Source organism: Candidatus Sulfuricurvum sp. RIFRC-1, assembly GCF_000310245.1.
In the GTDB taxonomy this organism is placed as follows: Bacteria; Campylobacterota; Campylobacteria; order Campylobacterales; family Sulfurimonadaceae; genus Sulfuricurvum.
This window is the reverse complement of record NC_020505.1, coordinates 204,499-217,208: the sequence shown is the minus strand read 5'-3', so window position 1 is coordinate 217,208 and position 12,710 is coordinate 204,499. Positions and strand designations below refer to the sequence as shown.

At 43.7% G+C, this 12,710-nt stretch carries 13 protein-coding genes; 1 reads left to right on the top strand and 12 read right to left on the bottom strand.

All coding sequences use genetic code 11. The features are described from left to right. Window positions 1-82 precede the first annotated feature (82 nt). From B649_RS01175 to B649_RS01120, 12 genes are all read right to left on the bottom strand, one after another. A complete protein-coding gene (locus B649_RS01175) occupies window positions 83-1,177 on the bottom strand; it encodes a methyl-accepting chemotaxis protein (RefSeq protein ID WP_015652667.1) in 1,095 nt (364 codons plus the stop codon). 115 nt (window positions 1,178-1,292) lie between these two features. Continuing rightward, window positions 1,293-3,029, bottom strand: coding sequence for an ATP-binding protein (locus B649_RS01170; protein WP_015652666.1), 1,737 nt, complete (start codon window positions 3,027-3,029; stop codon window positions 1,293-1,295). After that, window positions 3,026-4,570: a long-chain-fatty-acid--CoA ligase gene (locus B649_RS01165; protein ID WP_015652665.1), complete on the bottom strand. Its 1,545-nt coding sequence runs from the start codon at window positions 4,568-4,570 to the stop codon at window positions 3,026-3,028. Before B649_RS01165 ends, B649_RS01170 begins: the two co-directional genes overlap by 4 nt. Then, window positions 4,567-5,751 (bottom strand): outer membrane protein transport protein, encoded by a 1,185-nt coding sequence (locus B649_RS01160; protein WP_015652664.1) that lies wholly within the window; start codon window positions 5,749-5,751, stop codon window positions 4,567-4,569. The genes B649_RS01165 and B649_RS01160 overlap by 4 nt, the downstream gene beginning before the upstream one ends. Then, a complete protein-coding gene (nfo, locus tag B649_RS01155; protein WP_015652663.1) occupies window positions 5,748-6,596 on the bottom strand; it encodes a deoxyribonuclease IV in 849 nt (282 codons plus the stop codon). The genes B649_RS01160 and nfo overlap by 4 nt, the downstream gene beginning before the upstream one ends. A 90-nt stretch (window positions 6,597-6,686) precedes the next feature. Next, window positions 6,687-6,950 (bottom strand): type II toxin-antitoxin system RelE/ParE family toxin, encoded by a 264-nt coding sequence (locus B649_RS01150; protein WP_015652662.1) that lies wholly within the window; start codon window positions 6,948-6,950, stop codon window positions 6,687-6,689. Further along, window positions 6,940-7,146, bottom strand: coding sequence for a hypothetical protein (locus B649_RS01145; RefSeq protein WP_015652661.1), 207 nt, complete (start codon window positions 7,144-7,146; stop codon window positions 6,940-6,942). Before B649_RS01145 ends, B649_RS01150 begins: the two co-directional genes overlap by 11 nt. Window positions 7,147-7,321: 175 nt before the next feature. After that, entirely contained in the window at window positions 7,322-8,302 is a 981-nt protein-coding gene (locus tag B649_RS01140) for a hypothetical protein (RefSeq protein ID WP_015652660.1), read from the bottom strand. Window positions 8,303-8,335: 33 nt separating this feature from the next. Beyond that, a complete protein-coding gene (locus B649_RS01135) occupies window positions 8,336-9,481 on the bottom strand; it encodes an aminotransferase class I/II-fold pyridoxal phosphate-dependent enzyme (protein WP_015652659.1) in 1,146 nt (381 codons plus the stop codon). 28 nt (window positions 9,482-9,509) lie between these two features. Continuing rightward, window positions 9,510-10,742: a hypothetical protein gene (locus B649_RS01130; RefSeq protein WP_015652658.1), complete on the bottom strand. Its 1,233-nt coding sequence runs from the start codon at window positions 10,740-10,742 to the stop codon at window positions 9,510-9,512. Window positions 10,743-10,778: 36 nt separating this feature from the next. Continuing rightward, on the bottom strand, window positions 10,779-11,279 hold the full coding sequence (locus tag B649_RS01125; protein ID WP_015652657.1) for a hypothetical protein: 501 nt from the start codon (window positions 11,277-11,279) through the stop codon (window positions 10,779-10,781). Next, window positions 11,251-12,267, bottom strand: a complete 1,017-nt coding sequence (locus B649_RS01120) for an aldo/keto reductase (RefSeq protein ID WP_015652656.1) — start codon at window positions 12,265-12,267, stop codon at window positions 11,251-11,253. Before B649_RS01120 ends, B649_RS01125 begins: the two co-directional genes overlap by 29 nt. A 91-nt stretch (window positions 12,268-12,358) precedes the next feature. Between B649_RS01120 and B649_RS01115 the strand changes: the two genes are divergently transcribed. Next, complete coding sequence (locus tag B649_RS01115) at window positions 12,359-12,688, top strand: hypothetical protein (RefSeq protein ID WP_015652655.1); 330 nt, start codon at window positions 12,359-12,361, stop codon at window positions 12,686-12,688. Window positions 12,689-12,710: the final 22 nt, after the last annotated feature.

The window sequence follows — 12,710 nt, the reverse complement described above, 5'->3', positions numbered from 1 at the left end:
TCAAATCGGAACAATCTAACGAATGCAAGTCAAAAAATTTGCATTTTTCCTAAAACTTTTTGTGCTACTTATTGAAGCAATGTTAATTTTTCTCTTGAAGCATACGATCCAATGTCGCAAATACGCCATCACTGGCGTGTTCCATCTCTTCAAACACTTTTACAAAGTGTTCTGAGCCGATCCCCTCTGTTTTCATCAAATCAAAAATCTTATGGGTTGAATTATGCACAATCGCATGCGGGCTCTCCAGTGACGAATAGCTGGCAGTTTTTTTGAAAAAATTGGCACCTTCTCCTTCATAATACCATTTACCCAAACGACAGTTATGATGATCGACGAACGCAAACTGCTCTTTATGCGTAATAGCGGAGAGATACGTATTTACTTTCCAGATAATATGATCAAGCTTTGCCAAACTCATAAATACGCGTTCCGCCGTATGCTCGGTACTGCTAAAAGTTTCACGCATCATCTGTGCGTTGCGATCCATATTGGCATTGAAACTTGTAATCGATTCATTCGATTCTTGAATGCTTTCTTGAACCTGCTCAAACTTCTCACCGATCGTGGTAACATCCTGCTTCATCGACTGCAATGAGATATTGATCTCACTGATCGCTTTGTCCGTTCTATCAGCAAGTTTACGTACTTCATCGGCAACTACAGCGAACCCTCGTCCGTGCTCGCCGGCACGAGCCGCTTCAATAGCTGCATTAAGGGCAAGTAAGTTGGTTTGATCGGAGATATCTTTTATCAGTACCAAAATGCTGGCAACATCCTGCGCCCGTTCTGATAACGCCCCTACTGTTTCCATCGATTCAAGGGCTAGATGGTTTAATCCCTCTAACGTATTGGATATGCTTGATGCTTTATGCCCTAGATCAACGATATTTTCCAACAATGCAGTGGATTGGGCAATATTATCTTTGGATGAAGAGACCGATGTGGCCATATTTCCCTGAACATCGATCAGATTTCTTTTGAGCTGTTCGTTTTGATAGGTCATCATTATCGATGCATTCTCACATTTGTTTTGATCATTTTGTTGTTGGAAAAGGAGTTCTTGTTCGCGTAAACGCTCTTCTAAGCGTCGGTTCTCCTCCTGAAGAGTAGTATTGTCTTGTTTAACACGTTCTAACTCATTTTTTAATGCAGTATCTTCACCAAACCAACCCACAGTATGCTCCCGTAATCACGCTTTTTTTTACTAGTCGTTGATTATACTCTGAGTGATGCAAAAATACAACATTTATGTAAAAATTAACAATGATAGTGATTATTTTTTGATAATTTTAATGATTGATGAATCCCATCGATTTTTCCCCTTCGAAACTGCCGGAACGCTCTTTCTTAATTTCGCCAATGAAATCTTCAAGTTTAAAGCTCCCCTCTTTGCGTGCAGCAACCTGATAGGCAGTATTTTTGACGATCAGATTGATCTGCCCGCCCGTAAGAGGATAAGAGGCGAGTTTCTCCACATCAAACCCTTCCTCATACGGTGCATTTTTCGGAAGCATCATCTTCCACAGTGTGACACGCTGTTTCTGATCCGGTTTTTTAAATTCGATTTTATAATTGAATCGGCGCGAAAAGGCCTGATCGATGTTTTCGAGGAGGTTGGTCGTCGCGATCAAAATCCCCTGAAACTTTTCGATTTGCTCCAAAAAGATATTTTGCATCTGATTGTGCATCTGATCGGCAGATGTCCCCGCACCTTGCGAACGTGATGAAAGAAACTGATCGGCTTCATTCAGGAGCAAAATCGGTTCTGTTTTCGTTTGCTTCGTGAGATCCGCATAGGTATCAAAAATCTTTCTCACATTTTTTTCCGACTCACCGACGTACATCGAGAGGATTTTGGAGCAGTCAAAACTCAAAACCTGCCGCTTCAATGAGCGTGACAGCGAGTGTGCCGTAAGGGTTTTCCCCGTACCCGGAGGGCCATAGAAAATAATCCGTGCATCGATCCCCGCTTTTTTATCTTTGACTCCCCACTCATGGAGGCGCGCGATCACTTCACGATCGAGCTGACGCATCAGGTTTTGAAGCGTCTGTTCGGTCGATGGGTTGAGAACAACATTTTCTAACGACGTTGTCGGCTCAATCAGCTCAAAAATCTCCTGCTCTTTGATTAGCATATCGAGTTTGAGCTTACGCACTTTTTTCTTTTTCTGCGGATGCATAATCGACTGAAGCACCTCATCGACGATGTAAAAAGCGCGGGAAATACCGCCGAACGGGTTGAGCATCTCCTCATAATCGATCACCTCTTCGTTGATGAGACGGGCACCGTCTTCAAGAAGTGCACGGTTTTTGATCCGCTCATAATCATCGAAACTGATCAGATCGATGAGGGTATTCATCTCTCGCAGATTTCCCTCGGTTGCACTGTACTCTTCTTTGAGAAGTGCGAGAAAAATGACCTGCTCTTTGGGTTCGAGTTTCTTTTGTTTGAAAAAACGATCGAGTACGACATCGAGCGAAGTTTGGGCAATCCGCTCATCAATCCGCTTTTCGAGAAGATCGAGTTTGTTTTGGATACGGTTGATCCCCAAAGAGTGTTCATTGCCGTTGTGACGGATAATCGACATCTTTTGATAAAGTTCGATACGAAAAAATTGGTCTTGAAGATATTCCAAATGATCGGCGTAGGGTTTAATGTCGGGGAGAGTCATCTCCAACGACCCCTCTTCGAGGAGCTTCATAAAGATCGACGTAAGTGCCACAGGCGTGTTATACAGTTCCAAATGAGAAAGTTCACTGATTTTAAGCGGGGTAAACGAGTGATGGGTCATCCATCCCAGTTCCAGTAATGTCTTCACTTCTCCGAAATGGCTGAGATACGTATAATCATCGGCTCCGTACAGTTCTTGCAGTAATTCTGCCACAATCACATCTTCTTGAGACTGCAAAAATTTACGGGTGAGAAGCTGTAAAATCTTCGCCTCTTCAACCGTACATTTGAGCTGCGAAAAAATATGGGTGGTTTCTATCGTTTTATTGTCTAAAAAATCAACTAAGTATTTCAATTCAATCCTTGTTTAAGAACCCGCTTGAGAACTTTGCCGGTTGCGGTTTTCGGTAATGATTCTACCACGGTTATGGTTTTAGGGATTTTAAATGCAGCCAAATGCTCTTTGAGCTGTGATTTGATAAAGGCTTGGGTCGTATCTTCATATCCCTCTTCCAGCTCAACAAAAGCGATAGGAACTTCCCCGCTGTGCGGATCATTCATGCCAATTACCGCAGCTAATTTAATCTGCGGCAACAGCATCATCTGCTCTTCGATCTGACGAGGATAAATGTTAATCCCTTTGGAAATAATCAAATCTTTGATCCGATCGACAATATAGATATACCCCTCTTTATCGACTTTGGCAATATCTCCGGTGCGAAGCCAGCCATTTTGAATCGTCTCTGCCGTCGCGTCTGGATTATTCAAATATCCCTGCATGACACAATCCCCTCGCACGATCAACTCACCTGCTTCACCGATCGGAAGTTCCAGCATCTCATCATTAACGATTTTTACCTCATACCCATAAAGCGGCAATCCGACCGAAAGGGTTTTTTGTTTCTCAAGGAGATTGATTGCTACGGCAGGGGAACATTCACTGAGTCCATACCCCTCTAGCATTGTAGCACGCTTGAAGGTGGAGCGGAATCGATTCAACGTGTCTTCGCTCAGTGCAGAACCGCCTGAAATAAAACAGCGGATAGAGTTAAACCATAAAAAATACCACGGCAATTTGGCACGAATCAAGGCGTTATATATATCAGGAACTCCCATAAAAATCGTTACCCGTTTCAGAAGCGTTTGTTTGATGATATTGCTAAAGGGTAAGATGGAGGGGATAATCACAAACGATGAACGGGTAAAAAACGGCAACATAACCATAATGGAAAAAGTAAACGAGTGAAACATCGGTAAATAGACGATAAAACGGTCACTCGAACATAAATCAAAACGCTCTTTGGCTCCAACGAGGTTAGAGAAAAGGTTGCGGTTACTGATCATCGCCCCTTTGGGGTGTCCCGTCGTACCGGAGGTGTAAAAAATAACGGCGGTATCGTCCAGCTTTGCGGGTGATGGTCTATGCGTATGCAAATGATCGGATAAAATCTCATCCAGTACCAAATGTTGCGAATCCTCAATCGGAGCCTGATCGATCCAAATGGTGTGTTCGATTGTCTCTACCGTTTCACTCAGATTACCCACCTCTTTGGCAAACTTAGAAGCCGTAATCAATATTTTTGCACCGCAATCGCCGAGAATATAGCGATACTCTTCATTTTTGAGCATCGTATTGAGCGGTACCGTAATGGCCCCGAGTTTACTGATCGCAAAAACACTTTGGACAAACTCGATACCGTTAGGACAAATCAGCGCAATACGCTCACCCTTGCTGATTCCGATAAGTTCCAATGCCCGTGCGAAACGGTCAACACTTTCTAAAAAACTCTGATAGCTAAAACTTTTGTCATCGATAAAAATCACTCTTTTCGAAGGATTTTCCTCTGTAACGCGCTCAAGCATCGCATAAAAATTCTCATACGGGTAGTGAATCAAAAGCGATACTCAATTCCGGCAGTCACTAAATAAGCACGGGCGTTGGAAAACTCACCGTTAATCGATGCATTGTGTACTTCACGCGATTTTTTAATATCCACCAAACCGGCTAAACCGATATTCCATTGATCATTGAGCTGATAACGTCCGCCCAGTGAGATAATCCATGCATCCGAATCGGGAAGTTCATATCCGAGTGTCGATTCCGGCACCGGAGATTCATCGTACGCTGCGCCTGCCATGGCTGTCCACTTATCGTATTTTTGGGTCAAACCAAGACGGTACGTATTTGAATCTTTATAATTTTTTGCAATTGCAGTACCAAAAGCAACTGTTGCCGCATTTGGTGTTCCACTGTAATCAAAATCCAATTTTTGATAAGCCGACCAAAAAGTTTTTTCAAATACAGCCTCAACCGTTGTTCCTGATCCAAATGTATAAGCAGCCGCTAGATTCAAAGCCGCAGGAACAGGAACAGTTACACTGGCTGGACCGTTATAAGTTGTCCCCAGATAATTTAAAGCTGCGTGACCTTCAACCGTTAAATCAATTTTTGAACGATACGTTGCCGCTAATGATACATTCGGATTTGGACGGTAGTTTAATGCTAAGTTATACCCAAAATCTATAGAATCACCTGTCAAATCTCTTGAAACCGGAGTAGGTGTAGCGTTACTCTTAACCACCCCGTCAGTTCGGACGATTCTAAAACCGACCCCCATACTTACTGTATCACTTAAGGGGACAGCCATAGAAGGATTCAGTTCGATTGTTTGAAGCGTAAACTCTTCTGCGCTTGATTTCGCCGGTTGATTATCCCATCGTTTTGAAAGCCCAGCCGGTGCTACAATACTCAGCCCGACACGCGCACCATTTTCACCCAATTTTTTAGAAGCAAAATGGAGAGTCGGAACCAAAAAATTCTCTTTTTTAGAACTGTAATCACTCGTTCCGTCAAAATCTATCGCACTAAGGCCGATATACGTCGCATCGACTTCGAGCAAATTCGCATCATCGTTATAGACCATCGCCGCAGGATTGTAATACGCCGCATCGGCTCCATGAGAAGCAGCCACATACGCCGCACTCAGCGCCATACCATTAATCGAACTCTCCGGGATTTTATATCCCCCTGCCATAAGTGTTGCTGATGCGATAATCGATAGTGTTAAAATTCTCATTTTTGCTCCATTCCATACAAAAGTTCAATCTCCTGAGCCCAAATCGTCTCATCGATTGTTTCAAGCACCAACGGGATATCATCCATGCGCGGATCGTTCATAATAAATCCAAATGCATCCAGCCCGATTTTTCCTTTTCCCAGTGAATCATGCCGGTCGACATGGCTCCCTAAATCGGGTTTGGAATCGTTGATGTGCATCCCTTTGAGATAGTTAAACCCGACTATTCTATCAAACTCTCCCCAAGTTGCATCATACGCCGCGCGGGTTCGGATATCGTAACCTGCGGTAAACATATGACACGTATCGATACAGACACCGACGCGCGATTTGTCCTCTATACGCTCTATGATGGCTCTCAGATGCTCAAATCTCCATCCCAGATTGGACCCCTGCCCCGCTGTATTTTCAATGACAAGAGTGACACCTTCGGTAACACTTATCGCTTCATTCATGCTTGAAGCGATACGGTCGATACACTCTTCCTCGCTGATTTGTTTCAAATGGCTCCCCGGATGAAAGTTCAAACGATCCAGTCCGAGCTGAGTGCAGCGATTCACCTCATCGATAAACGCTTCAAGCGATTTTTGCCGTTTATCCTCTTCGGGATGACCGAGATTGATCAGGTATGAATCGTGAGGTAGAATGTGTTTCGGGAGAATCCCGCTTTTGGCTAGGTTCTCTTTAAAAAGGGCAATTGTTTCCTCATCGAGAGGCTTTGCCGCCCACTGTTTTTGATTTTTAGTAAAAAGAGCAAATGCTTTAGCTCCGATTTTCATCGCGTTTAGGGGAGCATTAAAAACACCGCCCGAAGCGGAGACATGGGCTCCTACAAATTTAGACATATTAATTTCCTTGTGTATTTTTTAATATTTGAACTATTTCCAAAATGGAACTAACTTAGGCAATTATTGGGAAATTCCGAATAGTTCGATTTACGGAAAAAAGCGATACACTTCTTTGCGATGCAAAAATCGGGACAATACAACTGCATCGTCAACCAATGCAATCCCCATACGATACTGCCCTATACGAATTCGATAATAATTGTTATAGCCTTTGAGTTTTTTGAGATTTGAGAGTTCTTGTAACGAAGCAGAAGTTTCCAACAGTTCAATAATACGCACTATCTCTATTTTTATATTTTTAGGAACATTCTCAATGTCTTTTAAAAATTGCTTTTTGATTTCAAGACGCATTTAACGCCTTTAAAAGCTCCTCTTTACTGACATTTTCACTTTTTAGTCCCTGCTCGATTGCATGAGCGAACGCAAAATCTTCTTCATCTTCATCGATAATTGAAATCTCAACAGTTTTTTGTTTAAACAATGTTTTAATAGATTCCAAAAAATCGATTGTCAAATCATCGGTATTCAAATGATACGTGGCTTGCATCTCGTACCCTTTCCATAGAAATTCATAAGTTATGTATTATATCACAGTCGTCGAATTCTCTCCGCTATCCTCTTTTGCAGTAACCATACACTCTAATTTCGACTTTTACATCGCTATTGGGTGTTGTATAGAGTAGAAATTCGGTGAGGGAGTCTTTAATTGTTAGCTTGTTTATTCATTTATTTTCTTTTATCAGTTTTTCAATCACTGTATTATTATTGAGCCTAGCTTTTTGCATTGCATCTTCACAAATGGAAGAAAACGTACATAATCCATGGTCTACTAACAGTTTCATACCATCTATTTCATTCGTTGCAGCGTAATATCGAACCAGGTTTAAAAGACCGTGTTGATCCAAATCATTCAATGATTTTGCATCTAATATTGCGCTCAAATACTTCATATTATTTTCATGAATTGCTCTGTACGTTTTACTTTGTATAATTGCTTTTGTTTGACTAGACAAAGGTGTTTTTAAAAGGGCTTTAATGAACATGTATTTTTCTATTTCAAGACCGTAAGTTCCTACAATATTTTCTAAAAGGTCATATTCTCCAATGTTCACTAACGCGCCATGATCTAACAATGTTTTAAAAACTTCAAAATTATTGTATGTGTAACTGATCAAAAGTGCAGGATAGCTAGTCTCATCATCTTTTTTACTGCAATAATTGACATCTGCACCATGATCAAGCAATAATTCTGTGATCAAGCTTCCATTTTTTATATCATTACTCAATGCTATTGTCTGAAGTGGACTTAAATTCTTGTAATAGGGAAGTTGATAGTTTAATTCCGGCTGATACTCTAAAAAATACTTCAATAGATCGATTCGAACTACTTTTCCGAACAAAGACGCGTCTACAGCTCTCGCACCGTTTCTATCCGTTTTATTGATAAGACTTCGATCCTGTTCCAAATAGAATTTGACTTTCTTTGTATCCCCATCTTGTACAGCAGTGAGAAAATCATCCATCAACAGATTTGTTGCCTCTTTATCCCCTTTAGCAACATCTTTTTTTATCTCAGTATAAAATGCCTGATAATTACCGGAATCTGCTAATTGCTTTGCAGATGTGTAATCCTTATGAATCAACTGTTTTGCTGTCATCAAAACACCGAAGATTAATACAATACCTATGAGCACTTTTTTCATATTTTTTCTTTTTTAATCAAGTATCATATTATATCACAGTAGTCGAATTCTCTCCACCGCCTCTTCGAGTACATCCATGGGTTTAGAGTAGCAAAAGCGGACCATGTTTTTTCCGCTATCGTCGTGATAAAACGCCCGTCCCGGAACCGAAGCAACCCCTGTTTTTTCCAGTATCGCCATCGCTTTCTCAAAATCATCATTTCCCGCCACACTGCTGACATCGGTCATAACGTAATACGCTCCGCTAGGGATACTCGGGTTCAATCCCGCATCGCGTAGCGCATCGCAAAAAAGGTCACGCTTAACCTGATGGAGTCGGGCAAGTTCTATGTAATACTCATCCCCCAAACTCTCCAGCCCGACCGCCGCACCGATCTGAAGTGGTGCAGGGGCGCAGACGTAGATGAGATCGTTGAGCTGTGCCATCGCCTCGATAACGCTTACAGGAGCTATCGCGTATCCCAATCGCCATCCGGTGATGCTGAACACTTTTGAAAATCCGCTCAATACGACACATCGATCACGCAGACTCGGAATGCTGAGTGCCGTGATATGGATCGCATCGCCGTACACAAAGTGCTCGTACATCTCATCGGCAAATACGATCAAATCGTGTTTCTCGGCAAATGAACCAATCGCTTCGAGTTCCGTACGGGTATAAACTTTACCGCTCGGATTGGCAGGGTTACAGATTACCATCGCTCTCGTTTTCGGGGTCACAACCGCTTCGAGTGCTTCAATATCCAGTTTCCACTCCGGTGCTTCGAGACGAACAAACGTCGGCACGGCACCCAGTGATGTGAGGGTAGAGCGGTGATATCCATAATAAGGCTCGAACACTATCACCTCATCGAGCGGATTAAGGAGTGCCATACACGCCGTATAAAACGCCCCCGTAGCACCATCGCTGACCAATACCTGTTCAGGAACCATATCAACCTCGTAAAACCGTTTCATCTTATCGGCTATCGCTTGGCGCAAGCGGGGCAATCCCTCGGTAGGAGTGTAGATGTTAATCCCCTCATTCATCGCCCCATACGCCCCCTCGATCACGGCACGTGGGACTTCGAGATCACAGACCCCTTGCGCCATATTGATTCCGTTTATTGCGTTACACGCTCTCGTCATAGAGCGGATATGGGATTGTTCAATCGTACCGCTGCGTTGGCTCAGTTTCATATGTTATAGCTCCCTAATAAAGAGGGAATTATAACTTATCGCGCAAAAGCTTGATAAGAATTGCCAGTAAAACAATCCCCGACCCTGCCAAAAGGGCTGTTCCTATTTTCCACAGCACTGCATTCGCTAATCCTATCGCAATCGCTATGGCAACCAATCCGCTCACGGCCAACCCCCACTGCACACTTGCCCATTGCGTTGGTAGAAGCTGATGAAGCATCGGTACTTCTCGCTCATCGATGTAGGGGGCGTAGCGTTCAAACCATACCAAAAAGGGGACGATCTTATACAGGTGTGCCGTGATTAAAAAACCGAGAAATCCAGCCGTCAAAAACCAAAAGGAGAGGAGAACCGCTTTTTCGCTTCCTACTATAATCCCATAAACACCTAACCCCATTGAGATAACCAGAGCGATAAACGCCACTGCGAGTGAACGTTCCCAAATATCGGTATAGCCCCGTTTTTTCGAGGTGAATATCCGGTACACCTGCACCATATAAAAGCCAACCGATCCCATCCCAAAAAGGAGAGCAACCTTCTCTAGCCACTCTAGCTGTAATGCCGATGCGAGGATCATCCCGATAACTGAAACGATCATCGTAGTAAAACTGATGGTATGCTCTCGATCCGAGGGGCGGTTGCACGCGCCGAACATGGGAAGCAATACCGTACTCACCCCCATAATATTGAGCATCACATATCCGCCGAACACAGCAAAAATATGCCCCATCCGCCACTGCGTCGGATCGATAGGGATCATTCCTCCATACCCTAACGCCATCATCAGACCGATTCCCAATCCTACGCTTAAAAAAAGGGTACTCCACTGCATAGAGAGGGTAACACTGGTTCGGCGACGACTGCGGTGAAGCGTCATAAACAGATTAAACACAAAAAGACTCAATGCACCGAGGATAAAACCTCCCCCTACCCCGAGCAAAGAAGGATTACGAATAAATCCCATAGCCAAAAGGGCCGTCCCGATCATTAAAAGAGGCCAAATCCATCCGAACACTCTAGGGTAGCGATGATGCACCTCGCCGACAACCACGGAAAGCTGTCCTATCGCCCCGATAATCACCATCATCACAAAGCCGATCATGTAAAGATGGACCCACCCGATCACTCGGAAATCACGCAGTGTAATATCAGAGGGCAAAAAAAATAAGAAACTCATCGAGACGATATAAAAAATCACTGCCACTATAAAATAGGGGGCAATCCATCTGAGCGGAAGGGAAAAATCGGGGGAGACGTTCATAGAAACTCTTTTTAATAGCGATTGTAACTTAGAACATCACGGGATAGATTGATTGTTATCAAGATCCTCAATCTTGATAATCAGGCTATTGAGTCGATCTTTAAAATAGATCTCCCCTTTGCCACGCCGATAGACGATATCCATTTCATCATTTCGGATAAACTGCAAAAGCCTCCCGTCGCACATCTCCTCTTTCCCACGCCCTGCAAAGATATCTTTGCCCAGTAAAACATTGCGCATCGTGTCACGCGGATAATCAGGGTTGAGATACTCTTTGACAAACGCCTCTTCGCTCATACATCCCACACTCACACATACCTGATCGTCAATCGCAATTTTCTCAACCGCAACTCCGGCGGTAAAAAGCTCCACTTCGACCGAAGTATCATCATGGCGAATATAACCCGTATCGGCAAATTTGAGTTTCGGAGTTTTAAGGGTAATAATTTTGGGTTCACTGAGAGTGTAATGCTTGGTTGAACACCCTGTGATTAGAAAGAGAAGGATACTAACCCATAGGATAAAGAATTGCAGCATGTACCTCATCCAGTTTTTGGAGTATTTCTTTGCTCAGCGTCATATCCATTGCCGCCAAGCTCGCATCGAGCTGTTCTGGCGTTGTTGCACCGATAATCGTAGAGGCGACAAAATCAAACTGTTTGCTCCACGCAATTGCCATCGTTACCGGATTCAGCCCCGCTTCGGCTGCGATACCAAGATATCTCTGTGTCGACGCCAATGTTTTATCGTTCATAAAGCGTGCTGCCATCAGACGTTGACGCTTATTGGACGATTTGACGTAATCACTGAACCGTCCGTGTGCGTTGATATCTTGGTTGTATTTTCCGCTCAGCACCCCTCCGCCCAACGGCGAATAGGGGAGCAGTGATATTTTCTCTTCGCGGCACAGGGCACCAATCTCGGTCAAATCACGACGGTTTAGGAGCGAAAAGTTGTTTTGGATCGACTCGAAACGGGCTAACTTTTCGTATTTGGAAACCATCAGCGATTTCATTGTCCCCCGCGCACTGTCGTTGGAGGTTCCGATATAGCGTACTTTACCGCTTTGCACCAGCGCATCAAACGCCCTCATCGATTCCTCTATGGGGACAATCGTATCGGGCCAATGCATCTGATAAAGATCGATATAATCGGTACCGAGCCTTTTCAAAGAACCCTCAACTGCCCGCTCGATGTGAAACCGGTCAATCGCCGTCAATCCGTGACGGATAGGGGGGACAAACCATCCTGACGCCGCACCCGCTACTTTTGTCGCCAAAATAATACTTTCACGAGGTTTGGTTTTGAGCCATCGCCCGACCATCTCCTCGGTCACTCCGGCAAGGCTCTCTTCGGGAGGGACAGGATAGAGTTCTGCAGTATCGAAAAAATTCACCCCTGCTTCATAGGCTTTGTCCATAATCGCAAACGCATTTTTCTCATCACACTGACTTCCGAACGTCATCGTCCCCAACGTAATCGGCGATACGCGCAGCCCACTGCGCCCGATATAGCGATACTCCATAAATTCTCTTTTTAGTGTAATCAATTTGTTACGCTATTCTACCGTTTTTTGCGATACAATTAAGACAATACAATTCAAACGGGAGAGAACAATGGTAGATATTCTTCGTGAAGCACAAGGTCAATTTCAACAGGTTCATCAACTGCTCGATGAAAAAAATGTCCGAGACGGGAATTATTTCACACAACTCAGTATTGCAACCGAAGAGGCCTATGTCCTGATGAACGAAGGGATGTGCGCCAATACCTCCGTATGCCATGAATGTGCCGATCACCGCGATTTTATCCGCTCAATGCTGGATGTTCTGGGTGAGCTTGAAGTCAACGCATCTGCTGCCAATAACTATACCGATAAATTTGCCCAATATGCAGAACGTATCAACAAAATCTTAACCAATATAAAAACCGTTCTCGCTTCATAAGCCACTCTGTTACTATTTACCA